The sequence below is a fragment of the Dietzia sp. SL131 genome (assembly GCF_026672565.1).
Lineage (GTDB): Bacteria > Actinomycetota > Actinomycetes > Mycobacteriales > Mycobacteriaceae > Dietzia > Dietzia kunjamensis.
The window spans coordinates 3,167,677-3,185,793 of the sequence record NZ_JAPPRI010000003.1 but is presented as its reverse complement, the minus strand read 5'-3'; the positions used below and the strand labels follow the sequence as shown (position 1 = coordinate 3,185,793).

At 67.3% G+C, this 18,117-nt stretch carries 13 protein-coding genes, 2 tRNA genes and 1 pseudogene; 12 read left to right on the top strand and 4 right to left on the bottom strand.

Annotation, left to right across the window (positions count from 1 at the left end):
* Positions 1-66 precede the first annotated feature (66 nt).
* From OVA21_RS15925 to OVA21_RS15900, 6 genes and pseudogenes are all read left to right on the top strand, one after another.
* Positions 67-140 (top strand) — tRNA-Ile (locus OVA21_RS15925).
* Positions 141-221: 81 nt separating this feature from the next.
* Positions 222-294: transfer RNA gene (locus OVA21_RS15920), tRNA-Ala, on the top strand.
* A gap of 448 nt (positions 295-742) precedes the next feature.
* A complete protein-coding gene (locus tag OVA21_RS15915; protein ID WP_268092824.1) occupies positions 743-1,750 on the top strand; it encodes an EAL domain-containing protein in 1,008 nt (335 codons plus the stop codon).
* 317 nt (positions 1,751-2,067) lie between these two features.
* A complete protein-coding gene (locus tag OVA21_RS15910; protein ID WP_096906426.1) occupies positions 2,068-3,096 on the top strand; it encodes an NAD-dependent epimerase/dehydratase family protein in 1,029 nt (342 codons plus the stop codon).
* 20 nt (positions 3,097-3,116) lie between these two features.
* Positions 3,117-3,980, top strand: a pseudogene (locus OVA21_RS15905) (sugar transferase); the annotation flags it as partial.
* Between the two features lie 88 nt (positions 3,981-4,068).
* The gene (locus OVA21_RS15900) at positions 4,069-4,458 is read left to right on the top strand and encodes a sugar transferase (RefSeq protein WP_268092823.1); all 390 of its coding nucleotides are present in this window, start codon (positions 4,069-4,071) and stop codon (positions 4,456-4,458) included.
* A 12-nt stretch (positions 4,459-4,470) separates the two neighbouring features.
* Here OVA21_RS15900 and OVA21_RS15895 read toward each other — a convergent pair whose 3' ends face one another.
* Both OVA21_RS15895 and OVA21_RS15890 read right to left on the bottom strand, forming a co-directional pair.
* The gene (locus OVA21_RS15895) at positions 4,471-6,654 is read right to left on the bottom strand and encodes an Rv1355c family protein (RefSeq protein ID WP_096906428.1); all 2,184 of its coding nucleotides are present in this window, start codon (positions 6,652-6,654) and stop codon (positions 4,471-4,473) included.
* Positions 6,647-7,192, bottom strand: coding sequence for a hypothetical protein (locus OVA21_RS15890; protein WP_268092822.1), 546 nt, complete (start codon positions 7,190-7,192; stop codon positions 6,647-6,649). The genes OVA21_RS15895 and OVA21_RS15890 overlap by 8 nt, the downstream gene beginning before the upstream one ends.
* Positions 7,193-7,792: 600 nt before the next feature.
* On the opposite strand from OVA21_RS15890, the gene OVA21_RS15885 reads away from it, so the two are divergent.
* Positions 7,793-8,995, top strand: coding sequence for an IS110 family transposase (locus OVA21_RS15885; protein WP_268092821.1), 1,203 nt, complete (start codon positions 7,793-7,795; stop codon positions 8,993-8,995).
* A gap of 18 nt (positions 8,996-9,013) precedes the next feature.
* Here OVA21_RS15885 and OVA21_RS15880 read toward each other — a convergent pair whose 3' ends face one another.
* Entirely contained in the window at positions 9,014-10,537 is a 1,524-nt protein-coding gene (locus OVA21_RS15880; RefSeq protein WP_442778938.1) for an IS1634 family transposase, read from the bottom strand.
* A gap of 322 nt (positions 10,538-10,859) precedes the next feature.
* Here OVA21_RS15880 and OVA21_RS15875 point away from each other — a divergent pair, with 322 nt between their 5' ends.
* Positions 10,860-11,888 (top strand): GGDEF domain-containing protein, encoded by a 1,029-nt coding sequence (locus OVA21_RS15875; RefSeq protein ID WP_268092819.1) that lies wholly within the window; start codon positions 10,860-10,862, stop codon positions 11,886-11,888.
* A 47-nt stretch (positions 11,889-11,935) separates the two neighbouring features.
* Here the strand turns inward: OVA21_RS15875 and OVA21_RS15870 are convergent, their stop codons facing one another.
* The gene (locus OVA21_RS15870; protein ID WP_268092818.1) at positions 11,936-12,973 is read right to left on the bottom strand and encodes a glycosyltransferase family 2 protein; all 1,038 of its coding nucleotides are present in this window, start codon (positions 12,971-12,973) and stop codon (positions 11,936-11,938) included.
* Between the two features lie 368 nt (positions 12,974-13,341).
* Between OVA21_RS15870 and OVA21_RS15865 the strand changes: the two genes are divergently transcribed.
* The 4 genes from OVA21_RS15865 to OVA21_RS15850 are packed head-to-tail and all read left to right on the top strand — an operon-like array spanning position 13,342 to position 18,116.
* The gene (locus OVA21_RS15865) at positions 13,342-14,526 is read left to right on the top strand and encodes an O-antigen ligase family protein (protein ID WP_240341475.1); all 1,185 of its coding nucleotides are present in this window, start codon (positions 13,342-13,344) and stop codon (positions 14,524-14,526) included.
* 3 nt (positions 14,527-14,529) lie between these two features.
* Positions 14,530-15,600, top strand: a complete 1,071-nt coding sequence (locus OVA21_RS15860; RefSeq protein ID WP_096906432.1) for a glycosyltransferase — start codon at positions 14,530-14,532, stop codon at positions 15,598-15,600.
* Positions 15,597-16,649 carry a hypothetical protein gene (locus tag OVA21_RS15855; protein ID WP_268092817.1) on the top strand — a complete coding sequence of 351 codons (1,053 nt, stop codon included), beginning with the start codon at positions 15,597-15,599 and terminating at the stop codon, positions 16,647-16,649. Before OVA21_RS15860 ends, OVA21_RS15855 begins: the two co-directional genes overlap by 4 nt.
* 12 nt (positions 16,650-16,661) lie before the next feature.
* Positions 16,662-18,116, top strand: a complete 1,455-nt coding sequence (locus OVA21_RS15850; protein ID WP_096906434.1) for an oligosaccharide flippase family protein — start codon at positions 16,662-16,664, stop codon at positions 18,114-18,116.
* Position 18,117: the final 1 nt, after the last annotated feature.

Sequence of the window (18,117 nt, the reverse complement as noted above, 5' to 3'; positions counted from 1 at the left end):
AGGCGCAGGTGGGGCCTCGATTTGGGAATGACGGAACGCGTCGGGTAGATTCATCTCTCGGTACGAGGGCCTATAGCTCAGGTGGTTAGAGCGCCAAACTGATAATTTGGAGGTCGGAGGTTCAAGTCCTCCTAGGCCCACTCCGACAGGCAGACGCCGGATCCGCACGCCGGGTCCGGCGTTCATGCTTGGAGGGCGTGTCGGCCATCAGGTCGGCGCACGGGGCCTTAGCTCAGTTGGTAGAGCGCTGCCTTTGCAAGGCAGATGTCAGGGGTTCGAATCCCCTAGGCTCCACTCACAGCCTGCGGTGAGGCCAGTTCGTGAGACGCCCGGGCGACACGCGACCGTCGGATGGCACACTAAAGTTCTCTTTTCGGACGAGCTGCGTTAGCAGGAGCTGCCCGCATGAGCTACATTCAGCCAGAGCGGTCCGCTCGTCAAGGAGCGGCGGTCGGTCTGGGCTTCACGAGTGATGAGCCTTCAACCTGCAGGGTGAGCGTGTCCGGAAGAGAACTGACGGGAGCTTTTGATGGACGATCTTACCGCCGTCACCGGTACTGGCGCCCGCTCTCGTCCCACTGAGCCCGGTGTCATCGCGATCTCGCTGGATCACTCGGGCGTGCTGATCCCCTCCCTCGGCTTCGCCACCGCCCGAGCGGTCTATTCGGCCGCGCTGGACGCGGTGCGGAGCGAACTCGGCGACCGGGCCAGGGTGTCCTCCGGCCCGCCCGACCAGGTTCTGGTGGTGCTGTTCGATGCCGCCGTCGTGGCCGCCGAAGATATGACGGCGGCGACGATCGACCGCCTCAGCCGGCCGGTCAGCGTCGACGGCCGAGAGTTCTTCGTCCAATCCCGGGTTGGGCTCGCCACCGCAGCGAGATTCGGTGATTCAGACCCGAAAATTCTGTCCGAGGCCGCCCTGGGGGCGGCTCACATCGCGATCAATACCGGCGTGCACTGCCATGAGGCCGACAGCGCGCTTCTCTCAGAACTCCGGCGAGAAGTAGAGCTCCGGACCGCGATAGCCAAGGCGGTCGACACAGACTTCGAGATGCACTACCAGCCCATCGTCAGCCTGGATTCGAAAGAGGTGCTGGGCTACGAATCCCTGTTGCGGTGGCGGGCGGGCGACCGGCTTCTCGCGCCGGGCGAGTTCCTCGAGGCGGCGGAGGAGACGTCGCTGATCCTTCCCATCGGCAAGGCGGGGATCTCGGCTGCGTTGAAGCAGCTCGACCGATGGAACGAGTGCACGTCCTCCAAGTCGTTCTTCGTGGCGGTCAACTTCTCCGCCCGACAATTGTCCGATCCCGTACTGCTTCCCCATATCGAACGCCTGTTGGCCGAATTCGAAATCGATCCCTCCGCCATCTGGGTCGAGATCACCGAGCAGGATCTCATCAAGTTCGCCTCGCCCGCGGTCCGGACCATCGAGGCGCTCGCCGAGTTGGGATGCACGATCTGCGTGGATGATCTCGGCACCGGGTTCGCTGCGTTGCGGTACCTCGCCGACCTGCCGATCAGCGTCGTGAAGATCGATCGATCGCTGATCTCCTCACTCATGGATCAGAAGTCCCTGCGGAGCATAGTCGAGGCCATCTGTGACATCTCGCGTGCCCTGGGGATCGACACCGTGGCGGAGGGGGTCGAGAGCGAGGATCAGCTTCCGCTGCTGAAGGACTTGGGTTTCACCCATGCGCAGGGCTACTACTTCAGCCGACCGGCGGCTGCGCCCGATATCGCTCTCGCCTGACAGGGAGCCCGCGTCGGCGTGGCTCGCCGCCCGGCGGCGCCGTCGCGAAGTCACATCCGTTCACGTTCGCCCGGGAAGCGGGTGGCCGCCGTGTCGACGTTGTGACCAGTCGACGGACCTGCCACTCGAAGTTCGTTTCACGTGGAACGACCATTCAGATCAGGATAAGGTCATCTCGATGGCAATGAGCGTCACGAGGAAGAGACCATCCGGGGAGCGAGCGGCGGAGCACTCGCGTAGCGGGCCCGGGTCACCACCCACCCGCATCCCAGGTACGATGAAGGTCCTCGTCTCGCCCTCACGGGTCGGAGGGTTGAATGCAGGTCATGATCACCTGTAGCCAGGGCTACGTGGGCACCGTGGTCGCCCAGGAACTGTCCGCGGCGGGTCACGAGGTCACCGGCTTCGACAGGGCCTCTTCGCGGGGTGTGTCCTGGGGTCGGGAACGCCGGACCCCCCCGAGACTCGCGTCCAATATCCGCGACGTCACCACCGCGGACCTCACGGGATTCGACGCGGTGATCCATCTGGCTACGTTGTCCCCCCTGCCGGACAACCTTGATGTTTCACGGGTCGCGCATCAGATCAATTATCTCGCTGCGATCCGCCTGGCTAAAGCGCCCAGAGAGGCGGGAGTGGCGCGCCTCATCGTTGCTTCCGCCTGTCTGCCCCACGCCAGGGCGGACCGAACACGGGTGGGCGAATCAGCCCCCGATCATCCGCTCTCCTCGTGCGCCCCGGCCGGCGCCGGGGTCGAGAAGCAGGTGGTAGCACTCGCGGATTCGTCGTTTGTTCCCGTGCTTCTCCGTCTAGCTGACATCTTCGGTGCCTCACCCAAATATCGCTCCGACACGCTTCTCAATCGGATGGTGGGTGTCACCGTGGCCAGGGGCGAGATCTCGGTCGCGGAGAATGGTAATGCCCGGCGGTCGATGGTGCATGTCCTCGATGTCGCTGACGCGCTTCTCCGGTGTCTCGCCGCAACTGCCGAGTTCATACGCGGTACCGTCCTCGACGTCGGAAGTAAAACCACCACCGTCTCGCAGGCCGATATCGCGTCGGCGGTGCGTGACGAGATACCCGGTGCCACTGTGAATTCCACGGGCCCGGTCACGTCAGACCCGGTGGCCTGTCCGACCGACTTCGGGGCTGTTCATCGAATCCTCGGCTTCAGGGCCACAAGGGGAATCGCTGATGGTGTCGCCGAGATACACCGTCTCTACGCGCACGCCGGTGTTCCCGCCGACGACCTCAACTCGAGGTTCTGCCGCGAGAGTCAGCTGCGCCGGATACGCAGCACAGGTGAGATCGACGTCCAGGCCCGGCGAGTGGAGAAGATGCCGTGAGCTCGAACCGCACTGCCGTCATGGCGGAACCGATCGAACGTGTGCGCCTCACGCGGACACGGACCGACTTCGTTCTCTTGGCGCTCGATACTATGGTCCTCGCCGTGGTGATGGCCGCCTTCGTTGGAACCGTACTCGAAGCCGTCGCGGCCACCTTCGCGGTGGCCCTGGCCGTGGAGCTCACGGGGAACTACCGATCGCTCATCACCCTGTCCGTGCTCAATGATGCGCCCAGGCTCGCCGGGAGCGCACTAGTCGGGTCACTGGTGGTGGAGTTCGCGCTCGGGGGCGACGACTCCATACGTGCACTTCTGCTCAAGATCGGCTGCGTGTTCCTGTCGCTGTTCGTCATCCGTGCCCTGTACTACTCGGCGCTTCGTCACCTTCGTCGGCGTTCCGTGGGCGCTCGGCGACGGACCGTCATCGTCGGCGGCGGTCTGGTCGCCTTGGAGTTACTCGAGAGCATTTATCGATTCCCCGAGTTGGGCCTGACGCCGGTGGCAGTCGTCGACTCCGATCCCCTGCTGGGCGCCGATCAGTTGCCGGTCCCCATCCTCGACAGACCTCTCCACGAGGTGGTGAGGGAACTGGACGTGCAGACCGTGATCGTGGCGTTCCGCAATGCGCCGGACTCGTTGCTGGTCTCACCGTTGCGCCAGTGCGACCAGCTGGATTGCGAGATTTTTCTGGTCCCTCGCCTGTTCGAGTTCGTTCACCTCAACTCCGACATGGACCGGATCCACACCATCCCCCTCATCCGGGTACGGCGACACATTCATCGCACCTGGTACTGGCATGCCAAGCGGGTCTTCGACGTGACGGTCGCCGGTACCTCCCTGATACTGCTGGCCCCACTGCTTGCCGTCACCGCGCTGGCCGTGAAGCTGACCAGCCCCGGAGAACCAGTGTTGTTCCGCCAGGTCCGGGGTGGGCGGCGACGAACGCGAGTTCCTGCTCTACAAGTTCCGGACGATGCGCCCGGTCGACGCCGAGGCGTCCGACACCGCCTGGCATCCCGAGGACAGGATCAGCCCACTCGGGCGATTCCTCCGCACCACCTCGATCGACGAGCTACCACAACTGTGGAACGTCGTTCGCGGGGACATGTCCCTAGTGGGGCCCAGGCCGGAGCGTCCGCACTTCGTCGAGCAGTTCGCCCAGACCGTGCCGTCCTACGGTGACCGCCACCGGGTGACGGCCGGACTCACCGGGTGGGCCGCCGTAAACGGGCTCCGAGGAGACACGAGCATCACCGACCGGGCTCTCTACGACAACTTCTATATCCAGAACTGGTCGATCTGGCTCGACATCAAGGTCCTGTTGCTCACCGTCCGGGCCGTTGTCGCCAGAACAGGAGCCTGACGCGGTTCGTCTTCAGTCGAGAAGATCCGCCACGCCTCGGCGACGGCTCACCGGTCCGGTGGCCGGGGCGTGGGACAACAAGAGGAGCATCGCGGGGACCTCGCAGTCGATCGGACGGGCGAGCTGTCGGAACTGCTCGGCGAGCTCGCCCAGCTCATCCGCATGGTGCGGGGCCAGAACGGCGTGATCGGTCTGGGACACCGCGTGCAGGAAGATCGGCGTCAATGGGTGCACCGCCAGTCCTGCCGCGGTCGCCCGCACCCACAGGTCCGTTCCGACCCAGCCGGCACGGATATGGGCGCGTGGTGACTGATCAGTCGCGAAGACCACCGCTGCGGCGGACGCCGAGCCCACCCGCGCGGCGACGTCGGCGCCCAGAGCGGAGCCCGCATCCCATTCGCGCAGGCACGCCATCACCTCGGGTCGACGCAGGATGGTCTGCATCGGGACCTGCCCGGGGGCCAGGGCGAGCTCCGACTCGGGGACGCCGGTGGGTTCCGGGTGGCGGGGGTGCCGCGCGACCCAGTCCGCGTGCAGCTGGGGCGTGAGAAAGCGGAGGCGTTCGGCTCCGCCCAGCAGCGCCGCCAACTGCGACCGTTCAGCGGGATCGTCGAGCAGCAGTACACGCGGTGGCGCCTCGTCCCCCGGCGCGTCGGCGGTCGGACGGTCCAGAGCGGCGGCCACCTCCTCGCGGGTGAGCGAGGAGCCGTCGCCCGGGATCCTGCAGGTGTGCCGGGCCAGCAGGGACTCCAGCCCGCCCCGCCCATCGGGTTCCTCGGGCCGAGGGTCCAGCGCGGGAGTCAGGTCGACGACGAGGCGTGGGTCGTCGGACACGCCTCGAAACGTCGCCGTCCCGCGTAGACCGACCGCGCGGGCCGCGGTCGCGGCGGAGAACCACGCAGCCCCGAGTCCGACCGACGTCGAACGGCCCGCCAGGTCGACCGGCGCGCCGGCACCGGCGGCGTCGCGGATCTCGAGGGTCCCGTCCGCTAGGCCGAAGCGCCAGGGCTGCGAGTTGGCGTATGACGGAGCCCGCGAAGCGGCGTAGAGCACGGTCCCGAGCGTATCCTCGTCTCGTGCGACTTCGCGAGGATCCCTCGGGCGGATGGCCGTCTCTCGCGGGGCGACGCCGTCGGCCGTAGGGGTGGCGGGAGCGTCGGTCTCCGGTCGGAGCCCGTCGAGCGCCGTGTCGAGATCCACCCGGATACGGCCGGAGCACAGCGGTTGTCCGCGCACCATCCGCCGGACGGCGGCGGCGACGCTCGCACCGCCCAGTGCCACGTCCCCGCCCGTCTGTGGCCAGGTGGTCAGGGACCGGCCCACTTCCAGAGCTGACGCGGCCATCCTGGCCGTGATCCGGGATCCGTCCAGGATCTCCAGCGCCAGCGGGACTTTCTGCTCGGTGGTCAACGAGGCCAGCGAATCGCGGTCGAGTTCCCCCACGCGTCCGTGGAACAGTGGCCGCCCAGGCTCCAGATCAAACCGTTCCACATCGAGTACCCCGCCGTCGCTGGTCTCCATGAGAACGGGAATGCCCCTGGCTCGAGCCCGATCCCGGATCAGCACCTTCGCGTCGAAGGAATCGCATTCCTCTGCCACCAGGTCCAGACCGTCGAGGAACGAGTCGAAATTGTCCTCGGTGATCCCGTCCGGCTCCACCTCGATCTCGAGGTACGGGTCCAGCTCGGCGATCCTCCGGGCCGCGACCACCGCCTTGTTCACCCCGATGTCGAGGACCGTCGCCGGCACGCGATTGAGGTTGGACAACTCCATCCGGTCGAAGTCGGCGAGTCGTAGCCGTCCGCACAGGCCCTCGAGGGCCAGCGTGTGGGCGACGGCGTGGCCCACGCTCAGGCCCACCACGCCGATACTGAGAGCCCGCGCCCTCACCTGCTCCTCCGAGGTGATCTTGTTACGGTTCCGGTCGAGCCGCAGGCGGTGGAAGCCAGCCGGCGCCAGCACCCTGACCAGGTGTGACCTCCACGGGTAGTACACCCATCGGGTGTCGTGACAGTCGTTGTCGGACGACCCCGCGAGTGCGGCGAGCGCCTCGATCTGGCCCGCCGTGTGATCCACCACGGTCGCGCACATCGAGTTGAGGTACGCGAGACGATCGGCTTGGTCCGGATCGCGTTGGTCGATGATCTCTGCCCGGTGGGGCTCGATGCCGTGTGACACGTCCACTAGGTCAGTCACCGACCGACACCGAGTCCGCGACCGCGGCGGTGTCCCGGAGCATTTTCCGGTACACCTCCGGCTCCGCGTCCAGGTGGAGTCGCGCGCGGTCCCACCACATCAGACTCGTCTGGTACTTGTCGTTCGGGTAGGGCGACGGCGGGATGTGCTCGGCCACGCGTCCGCCGGACATCTCCCATCTCCGCAGCACGTGGTCGGCTGCGGTGGCCAGGATGAACCGCGCCCCCGTGAAGTGCATGGTGGGCAGGGCGGTGCGGGGCAGAAGGGAGGCGACGGCCGCGGCCGTCGAGCCCGGTGCCGTCCACGCCGTCTTCATTTCCACCACGCCTTCCGGCAGACGGCGACCGATCGAGTCGGCGACCAGGTCCAGGCCCGGTTGCCCCGCCCATTCCAACAGCGCGTGCGACTGGTGGTAACTGATATAGGGCCCCTGGGCTCGAACTCCGCCGACCACTGTGCCGGTGTGATCCAGGGCCGCGTAGAACAATGCCGTGGTCTCACCGCCGATCACCTCGTCGTACGATAGGGCCGCCGACACTCCGTGACCCGCATAGGTGGCACGAGCCCCGTTCAAGTACTCTTCCCAGAGGACTGGCGCCGCAGCGGGGGTGGCCAGGACAAGTGTCACACCACCCCGATGCATTACCGGCTGCGAAATTGGTGTCAGTGGACGGGTTGTCGAGAGAAGCGGCGATGCGCTCATGAGGGCTCCTTGGTTAGGCCGGTTAGGCGAGGTGACAAAAGGACCCTGAGGGAATGGGCCTCGCCTGTCATAGTGGGGGTATGTGACGTACCCGACGTTACTACCGAGGATTTCTGTTGGACAGTGAGTCCAGAAGCCGCTGTCTTATAACATTCGATGTTGTCGGTGATAGCAAGTTGGCGGGACGTTAGCACCGGCGACGCCCGTGATCGTTATTGGACCTCCGGTGGTCGGAGGTCTGGTCGCTCGAGTGGGCATGGCTTTCTTGCCCTGCCATCGATGGTCCGGGGGTGTTGCCACCCGCTCGAGAGACACGCGTTGACCGCTGATAGGGACGCGGCCCACCTTCGGGTGAGGTCTCTTCGCAGGCGTGGGTGTCGGCATCGGGTGTCAAGACGGTGACCAGCAGGGATACTTCAGAAGGGAAGTATCGCCATGTCCGAGAACTACGCCGTGTACGTGGGACTGGACGTCGGCAAGAGCGCCCATCACGCATGCGCTCTCGCCGAGGACGGCTCCTGCCTCTACGACAAACCCCTGGTCCAAGACGAAGCCGCGCTGCGCGAGGTGTTCGTCGGTCTGCAGCAGCACGGGCGCGTGTTGATGATTGTCGATCAGCCCAACACGATCGGCGCCCTCGCCATCGCCGTCGCCCGAGACTGCGGCTGCCAGGTCGCCTACCTTCCGGGGCTCGCGATGCGCAAAGCCGCAGATCTGTACCCAGGCCGGGCAAAGACCGATGCCCGAGATGCGTTCATCATCGCCGACACGGCCCGCACGATGCCTCACACGCTGCGAGCGGTTGACCGCGACGACGAGGTGCTCTCAGCCTTGAAAATGCTCGCCGGGTTCGACGATGACATCGCCCGCGACTGCACCCGGGCTAAGAACCGGCTGCGCAGTGTCCTGACGCAGATCCACCCGGCACTCGAGCGGGTGTTCGTAGGCGAGATCCTGGCACGAACCATCGTGTTGGACCTGCTCATCCACTACGGCGGGCCCACCAAGCTTGCCGCGGCCGGCCGAGGCCGAGTGCTCAAATGGGCACGAAACAGGTCTCGCAAGGACCCCGTCGAGCTCATCGACCGCATCTTCGCAGCGCTGGCCGAACAGACGGTCACTGTGCCCGGAACCGACGCCGCGGAACTGGTCATTCCGCAGCTCGCCGCAAACATCAAAGCCCTACAACAACAACGCGAGACCATCGCTGGCAAAGTCGAGGGGATGCTCGATGAATTCCCTCTTGCCGAGGTCTTGATCTCGATGCCCGGCATCGGCATCAAGACCGCCTCCAACATCCTGCTCGCAGTAGGCGACTGCAGCGACTTCGCCTCCGCCTCACACCTGGCCGCCTACGCCGGCATCGCACCGGTCACCAGACGCAGTGGCACCTCCATCAAGGGCGAGTTCCCCGCTCGCAGCGGCAACAAGCGCCTCAAGAACGCCATGTTCCGCAGCGCCTGGATCGCCAGCAACTGCCATGGCCCCTCTCGGGCTAACTACCAGCGCAAACGCGCCGAGGGCAAGAAGCACAACGCCGCCGTGATGTGCCTCGCGCGCCGCCGAAGCAACGTCATCTACGCCATGCTGACCAACCGCGAGTTCTACCGCGAACCCACCTCACCGCCCCAGACCTGACTTCCACAAGTTTTAGTGTCACCCTGCATTGATCGCGTCGATGACGGCTCGCGCAGCGTCCGGGATTGTGGGTTCGACGAGCATTTCGTGGTCGCCAATGGCGACGGTGACCGTGCGCAGGGGCCGCAGGGTGGTGACGATCTTCTTGATCGACATGCCGGTGACGTCCTGCAGGTGCCGGGCCACGGCCAGGGCGGCAAACACGACGGTCAGGTGAGCTTCGATCGCGTCGCGGGTGCGGTGGAAGATCGGCCGGGCCCTCAGGTCGGCCTTGGCCATGCGGAAGGACTGTTCGACTTTCCAGAGGTCGTGATAGGCCGCCACGACGGCATGGCCGTCCATCGCGGCCGGGGCGATGTTGGTGACATACCCCTTGTAACCTGCAGATTCGCGGGCCCGCTGGATCGAGGTCTCGTCCAGGATGACCTTCTGTTCGGTGACCTTGACGAACCGCTGCTTCTTGAGTGGTTCTGCCCGGTCGGCGACGCGTTGGGCGCGGTCGATCTGCGCGTTCAGCGTCCGCCGGTCTCGCTTGGCCCGCTCCCATTTGTAGTGCCACACCACCCGCCGGTCTCGCCGGTCCCGGCCCTGTCCCATTGGGCGGATCAGCTCCACGACGCCGTCGTCGGCAATCAGGTTGCCGCGGCGGCCGAAGTGGTCCTCAAGCTCCTTGGGCGCCTTGGAGGTGCGGGAGCCGACGATGAACGACAGGCCCGCATCTTCCAGCGCATTGAGGTTGGCCGCCGACAGCATGCCGGCATCGGCTACCACGACCATGTCGCTGATCTGGTGGCGCTTCTGAAAGGCCGTGATGACCGGGATTAGCGTCTTGGTCTCTGCCTTGTTGCCCTCGAAGACGTGCACGTCCAGCGGGAACCCGTCCCGGGCCACCAGCAAGCCGACGGTGATCTGCGGGTCGACCTTGCGCTCTTTACTCATACCGACTTTGCGCAGGTCATCTTCTTTTTCTGCCTCGAAGTACAAGGTGGTCAAGTCGTAGAGCACCAACGCGACACCGGGGCCCCCGGCGCGGTTGACGTGGGCCCAGCAGGCGGTGGCGATCAGCGCGCGGTAGTCCCGGCCGACCACTCGCTGTAGACAGTTGTAGAGCGTGTTGACGTGCGGTGGTTTCGTCCCCAGTTCGCCCAGGACCCGAACCGAGTCCAACTTGCTGGTCGGCTCCACCGCACGGCACAGCACCAAGTCGCGGAACACCGTATCGCCCACCACGTCAAAGCCCAGCCTGGAGTACGTACCGGTCAATCCTTGCCACAAGATCCGCGCCGTGGACTGCTGGATCCGCGCGGCTGTCGCTGCCGGCACATCGATCACCGCGGCGCCGCGCTCGCTCAACTCCAGGTCAAACGCCTGCTGATCGCCCTGGATGCGCTGCTTGGCGACCTCGATCAACGCCGCCAACTCGCCGGGGGTGTGAGCCGAACCGAGGTGCTCGCGCACCACCAACCGGCCGCTTACCCACTCGACCAACTGCACGCCCGTGGCCCCCGACCCCGTCGGCACCTTCCGAAATTTCAGCCCCACAGGCCCAACCTACCGGGCCGTTTAGTGTCACAAACGCCAGCCCCGAACTCGCCCTACCAGCGAAAACCGCAATCCCGATCCCTAGAACAGCGTCAACTTGTGGAAGTCAGGCCAGATGTCGGCCGCCGCTTGGGCTAGCGAAACCGCGGCCAGAGCATTGACAATCCTCATAGGGACGCCTCCGGTCTACACTCGGCCCATGAGCGCGGCACTAGGGAAACGATTCGATGCTCGCTCCACAGCCGTATTGGTGAGCACGAGTGGGGCGTTCGTCTTGCCTATCTTCGCATTCGGAAGCCCGGGTTTCATCCGCTCCGGTGCCATGCCGGCTCTGTTCGCGGTATGGATCTATACGACTTTCTCGTTCGCCTTCACCCTGTGCGTCGGTCGCCTGAGCGACCGGCAATTCACGGTGATCGGTTTCGGGGGAATGGTGGGGGTCGCCATCTCCGCCTTCGTGGTGACCGATCCGGCTGCGGCTCCAGCGATCGTCGCACTGTTATCCGCGATTCCGGCCATCGCCGCGATGGCGTCGACCCGCCGGGTGACGCTGCTCTTCGTGCTCGTGGCGATCGTGCTGGCGGTGTCGCACTCGCTCTACTGGTCGACCTCCACCGCCGCCCGGATGGTCGCCGCCGGAGCCTCGATCCTCACCGTATCGGTGCCGGTTTTCATGGTGGCGGTCCTGAGGAGCTCGCTGGAGTCCGCCGTGGAGAAGGTCACCTCCCTCGGCGAGACCGATCCGCTGACCGGCGTCTTGAACCGCCGGGGACTGATAAAGCGACACTCCCAGGTGTTCGATCACTGCCGTCGAAGCGGTTCGGCGATCGGTTTCCTCTTCATCGATATCGACCACTTCAAGACCGTCAACGACAATCGTGGCCACGCCGCGGGCGACAGGGTACTCGTGAAGTCCGCGGACACCATCGCGGCCTCCGCTCCGCCCTCCAGCCTGGTCGGTCGGTTCGGCGGAGAGGAGTTCGTGGTGCTGTGCGGCGTCGACAGCATCGCAGACCTGAGCGCGGCGGCTGCGCGGATCCGCGCCGCTGTCGCGGAGCAGGGACAGGTGACGGTGAGCGTGGGCGCCGTGTTCGCCCGCGTCGAGATGACGTACGAGGGGCTTCCCAACGTCTCGGAGATCATCGACGAGCTCGCCCATCACGCCGACCGCTGTGTGTACTGGGCCAAGGACCACGGTCGCGACCGAGTGGTACTGAGAACCGCCCCCGTCGTCCGGTGGTGCCCCGGCCTGCCTCGGGAATCGCTACCGGTGACGCCGGATCTCTCGGACCCCACGGGTTTCCTGGCTTTCGTGAGCCGTCGAGCGTGCCGGGCATCCACGGTTCAGTGAGGGCCGGGGGTTCCTGACGCGAGTACGGGGAACCGGTCGGGGCGGTGCTATCTTTCGAGTCGCCTGCGCAACAGCGTCGCGCCACGGTGGCGAATCGTCCGGGTGGTGACGGCGATGCGCCGGTTCCAGCGGGAATGGTCACCGCCTCGTCGTCTCATAAGTCGTTTCCAGCGTCGCTGGTTCACGATGCCCGGAAGACACTCCTTCGCGAGGGCCGCAGACTCGGCACCCACCCGTCTCTCGGCTTCCGTCCCGCGGTCGAACGCCTCGTGCGCGTTACGCATCGCGTAGCCGGCGAGAGCGCGTCGGTAGTCTGCCCGCCACCGGTCGATCTCCGGCAGGGGCGGAGCGTCGTGCTCGAGGAAGTGCTCGAACACGTGGGCACGGGATCTCAGGTCGTCGAGGAGCTGGCCCGCGCTCTCCTCGTAGTGCATGTTCGACTCGTGAATCCGGTACAGCGCCTGGTCCGGCCCGTCTATCCGCCCCACGCCGCCGAGGGCCGCGCAGCGCAGCCAGAGCAGCATGTCTGCTCCCGTCGGGAACCCGGTGTCGAACCCCCCGGCGGCCTCGAGAATCGACCGTCTCAGGAGCACCTCCGGGCTCAGGATGACATTGCGACCCATCCTCATGACGCGACCCAGCCATTCCGTTCCGTCCCATACCGTCCAACGGGTGCGCCCGAGTCGCGGCTCCGGGGGCACGCCCTCGAACGGCCTGCAGTAACCGTAGACAAAGGCGAGGTCGCCGCAGGCCTGCAGCAGGGCCACGGATCGTGTGATGGAACCCGGTGAGAGCAGGTCATCCGCATCCAGCACGGTGACGAACTCTCCGGTGGTCGACGCCAGCGCCTCGTTGTAGTTCTGCAGGTACGGCTTGTTGTACGGCTGAGTGGTCACCCGGATGCGGTCATCGGTGGCCGCGCGCCGCCGAGCGAGGTCGACACTGCCGTCCGTCGACCAGTTGTCCGCGACGATGACCTCCAGGTCGACCCCGGGCTGGGCCAGAGCGCTGTCGATCGCGGCGCCGAGGAACCGGGCGTAGTTGAAGCACGGGATAACGATCGAGACCCGGGAACGAGACGCCACGGGGACTGGGGACGGATGGGCCACCACGGAAATGCTCCCTTCTGTACCGGGTCGCGGGGCGATCGGAGGACCCGATCCGCCGTTGCCGGCGCGGACACTGTCTCAGTCGTTCGATCTCAGACGCTCAATCAATACAACACTTGTCGAAGTTGGTGAAGAATTGTGCACTCCGCGACCTAGTCTGCAATAGTCGCCTGGTACCGCCCGACCCCCGAACGGTCGTTTCGCAGACGCGAGGAGACGATGCCGTGCCGCGTGCGCATCCGGCTCGACCAGCGCGTCCGCGCACGGATCCGGGACCGGCGGTGGTCGATGTCCTCCGGCCCTCGCCGGTAGGCGGACGTCCCGGGGTCGGCGACCCCGGCCGCGTGCGATCTAGGGCGCTCCGAGCCGTTGAGCGGCTGGTCCTCGTGGCGGCGGTGCTGACGGTCGGCACGGGTGCGGTCGAGGGGACCCTGATCGCTGTGCATCCGCAGGCCGCGAAGGTCCCGGCCATCCTGCTCCTGCTCTCCTGGCTGCTGCTCAGGGTGGGGTCGAGAACGCGGGGCAACCTCCACCCCGTCCACGTCCTGCTCGCAGCGCTCACCGCGACGGTCCTGGCCAGCACGGCTCTCAACCTCTCCGGACCGTTCACCCTGCAGTACGCCGTCCGCTGGATCCCCTTTCTCGCGATCACCGCCGTCCTCGTCGATGTTCTCGCCCGCGAGATCAGGGTGCGCACCGTCCTGGTGGCATCGGTGGTGGGAGCGGTGCTCGCCGGCAGCGGTGCGCTGGTCAGCGTCGTGGTGTCGGGCGAGAAACGGGCCACGGGTCCGCTCGAGGATCCCAACGACCTCGCCTACGTCTTGGTCGCCGCCCTGCCGCTGGTCGTCACGGTGGGCAGGAGCGGCCGGTGGTGGGGCCTGGTACGGATCGGGTGTGTCGGCATCCTCGCACTCGGGGCGGCCGCGACGTTCTCGCGCGGCGGTGCGGTCGCGGCGGCTGTGGCCGTGATCTGGCTGCTCGCTCGTGGAGCCATGTCGATGCGCACCCTGATCCTCGCGGGGTCGGCGGTCGTGATCACGGCTGCGGCGACGGCCGCCGTCGCTGCTTCCACACTCGTCGCGGCGCTCGGCGAGAAGCAGTACATCGCCGGCTCCAACGTCGATTCCAGGATGATTCGATGGCAGGCGGCGGCACGGATGCTCGCGGAGAACCCGGTGCTCGGGGTCGGGCCGGGCGGGTTCCGTGAGGAGTACGTCGCCGCGTCCGGCCTCGCCGAGATAGCAGAACAGACCCCTGTGACCCACAACATGTATCTGGAGGTCGCAGCCGAGCTCGGAGGTCTGGGCCTGTTGCTGTTCATCGCGGTGATCGTCACCGCGTTGGTCTCGACCGAGCTCGCGCTACGCGGGGGGGCGGACCGGACCACGGTGGTCGCGGTCCAGGCGAGTCTGCTGGCCGTCATCGTCGCCTCGATCTTCCTGTCCGAGCAGTACTATATCTCCCTATGGTCGGCTGTCGCGGCCGCGTGCGCTCTGCACCTGCGCTATCCGGCTGCGGGGAGGGGGTGAGCGATGCGCGTCGTGCATGTCATCAACGAGATGGGTATCGGAGGGGCCGAGTCCCTGGTGGTCGAGCTCGTGGACCGGGGTGCCCGATTCGGCTGGACCTCGGCGGTCGCCTCGTCCGGGGGGTCGCGAGCGGACGATCTCGCGTCTCGGGGGCACCCGCACTATGAGCTGCCTCTGGTCACCAGGTCGGTACCGTCGGTTCTCCGTGGCCGCCGGGCGGTCAGGGCCGCCCTCGAGGAGTTCCGGCCCGACGCGGTGATCGCCCACAACGTGCTGGCGAGCGTGGTCGTGCGGCTCGCTCGTCCAGGTGTGCCGGTCCTCGCCGTGTTCCACGGCGTCGCGGGAGACGACTACCGGCTGGCAGCGCGCGCGCTGCGGTGCAGCGCCGACCAGATAGTCGCCGTCGCCCAGGTCATCGCCGATCGTCTGAGCGCCGCCGGCGCAGGACGCCCCGTACCGCGGGTGATCCGAAACGCGGTCACCCCGGCCGGGCGAGCGGACCGTCACGCCGCCCGCCTCGGACTGGGCATTCCTCCCGACCAGGCCGTGGCCCTCTGTCTGGCTCGCCTCGAGCCGCAGAAGCGGCACGACGTGCTCATCGACGCCTGGCGGCTGCTCGACGTGGACGCCACTCTCCTCGTGGCCGGCGACGGTTCACTGCGGGCGGAACTGCAGGAGCGGGCCGCCGACCTCGGCGACCGAATACGCTTCCTCGGGCCCCGATCCGACGTCCGGGACCTCCTCGCGGCCACGGATGTCACGGTTCTGACCAGTGACTGGGAGGGCCTGCCCATCTCGGTACTCGAGTCGCTCGCCGCAGGACGTCCGGTCGTCGCGTCGGACGTCGACGGTCTCCGCGAGGTGTTGAGAGCGGGAGGGGGTCGTCTCGTCCCGCGGAACGATCCGCAGCGAACCGCCTCGGCACTGCGCGAGTTGCTTACCGACGTCGCAGCGCGCGATCGCGCAGCGGAGCACGGACTCGCTACCATCGCGAACTCCTACGATCCCGACGACATGATGCGCTCCTACGACGACCTCCTGAGGTCCCTGCTCTCCGGAAGGGATTGCCCATGAACCGACCGACGACACACTGGCTGACCAGGCGGGTGGCGGCGGCGCTCGCGACCGCGCTCATCGTCTTTCTCGCCGTGGCCGCGGCTCTGCTGGTGCGGAGCGATGCGTACGACGCCCGGATCGGCCTGCTGGCCGTGCCCGAGGCGACCCCCTCAACAGCGGAGACCGCGGACTTCGGGGTCGTGGTCGCCAACTCGCTGCCCGCAGTGATCGAGGTGGCTCACAGCGCCTCCGTGCTCACCGCCGCGGCCGAACGTGTGCCGGGCGCCCCGGGGGATCCGACCGAGATCGCCGAGGACGTCACGGTGGAGCTCGTCCCCGCCTCGGGGTTGGCGCGACTCACCGTGCGCGCGGAGAATCCGGAGGTCGCCGCCGGTCTCGCCGTCGAACTCGCGGATGAGCTCGTGCAGGCGGAGCTCCTCTCCCCGACCGCGGGCCTGCGCGTGCTCGACCCGGTGCCCACCGTGAGGCGCGCGTCACCGGACCCGCTGCTGGGGTTCGGCGTCGCCGTCGTCGCCGGGGCGATCGGAGGGGTCGCGGCGCTTGGCGCAGCGACCCTGTGGTGGCCACGACCGGCCCGTCGGCTGCGCCGGCTCCTCGAGGACGCCGGTATCGGTCATCCCGTGGTGATGGTCGCCGACGACGGCTCCGTCGACAGTCTCGAGCAACTGAGATTGTTGCGCGAGAACGTGGCCAGACCCCTGCGTCTCGTCGCGACCGAACCGCAGCTCGCCGACGCGGCGGCACGCCTGGCGGACGAACTCGCCCTGGAGCCCGCGCCGGTCACCGACAAGCGCCGGATTGCCGTGGGACTCGTTACCCGCAGCTCGGCGGACTCCGCGGCCCTCCGGGCTGCTATCGGCAGCCTGCCGGATCACCGCGAGATCGTCGCCGTCATCCTCTCGGACGAGCACGCGGACCCGGAGGAGACGCGAGACGATGGCGAGCCGGACGAGTCGGCCGCGACGGTCCCGACCGACCCGGGGGGCGACCTCTCGACGTCTGACGGGCCGGTGGCGGGGGAATCGGCCTCCGCTACCGCTCGCTGAGTCGGGGCGGCCATGTCGGAGACGACCGCGACCGACTCGCTGGCGGCCAGGGCTGCGCGGGGCTCACTCTGGCTGGGGCTGGTCAACGTCGCCAGCAAGGGCAGCCAGATGGTGGTCACAATCGTCCTCGCCCTGTTCCTCACCGAGGCCGACCTCGGCCTCGTCACGGTCGCGGTGTCCCTGGTCAACATCGGTCAGGTCATCCAGATGATGGGCGTTTACGACGTCATCGCCCGTACCAGCCGCGACGAAAATTTGATGGCGGGCACCGTCCTCGTCATGTCGGTGTCGGCCGGGCTGGCCATGGCCGTCGGCGGAGTGGCGTTGTGCGTCCCCATCGCGCATCTCGTCGGTGCCCCCGCGTCCGCCCCGCTGATTGCGATAGTGGCGGTGGGTCTGCCGTTCACCGCGGTCGGCGGTGTGCAGATGGCGCTGATGCACCGCACTCTCGACTTCCGGCGGCGGATGCTCCCGGACGCCGGCAGCGCCCTGCTCGGCGCGGCCGTCACCGTCGGACTCGCGGCGGCGGGAGCCGGGCCCTACTCGCTCGCTGTCGGGATGCTCGTCACCGCGGTCCTCCAGCCGGTGTTCGGGTACGTGGTGGGCAGCCGGTTGAGGCTCCGGTGGGACACCGCCGTGGCCCGCGAGGCGATCGGATGGATCAAGCTGGTCGGCCCGGCCGCCGTGGTCTCGTACGTGCTGGTCAGCATCGATTACCCGATCATCTCACGGATTCTCGGCCCGGACGCCGTCGGGGTCTATTCGCTGGCCTTCCGGATCGCCTGGGTGCCGTACATCATGGTGGCCGTCGTGCTCGGAGCCGTCGCGTTCCCCGTCTTCTCCACCCTGATCCGGGCTGACCGTCGCCACGAGCTCGCGGCCGCCACCGGCCGGTTCACCCACGCGAGCCTGCTGATCGTCGCGGGCCCGTACGTGCTCGCCGCCCTCCTGGCGGACAGCATCGTCCTCCTCGGCGAGCAGTGGTCGGCGTCGTCACCGGTCCTGATCGTGCTCTGCGGTTACGGCGCGATATTCAGCGTCCTGGTGATCTGGTACGAGGCGCTCCGGGCCGTCGGCTGGCTCCGCCTGTACCTGCTGTTGGAGGTGTCACACCTGATCATCGGTGCGACCCTTCTCCTCACCCTCACCGGGCGGGGCGTGACCGCAGCGGCCTGGGCGCAACTGATGGCGGCGGGCGTGCTGCTCGTTCCCGCACACCTCGTGATGCGTCGTGCCGGGGTGGCGCCGAGGATGGTCGACGTGGGCCGCGCCGTGCTCGGTGTGTCGATCCCCGTGCTCGGGTGCGTCGCGGCCGCCGCGGGACTGCGGGCCGCGGGAGTGGGTCTGACCGTCTCCTGGGCGTCGACCGCGGTCCAGACGATCGTTCTGATCGTGGTGTTCTGCACACTCGCGTGGGCGGCCAACCGCGCCGTCCTGGGGGATCTCAGACGGCTCCGCCGCGGGTAGA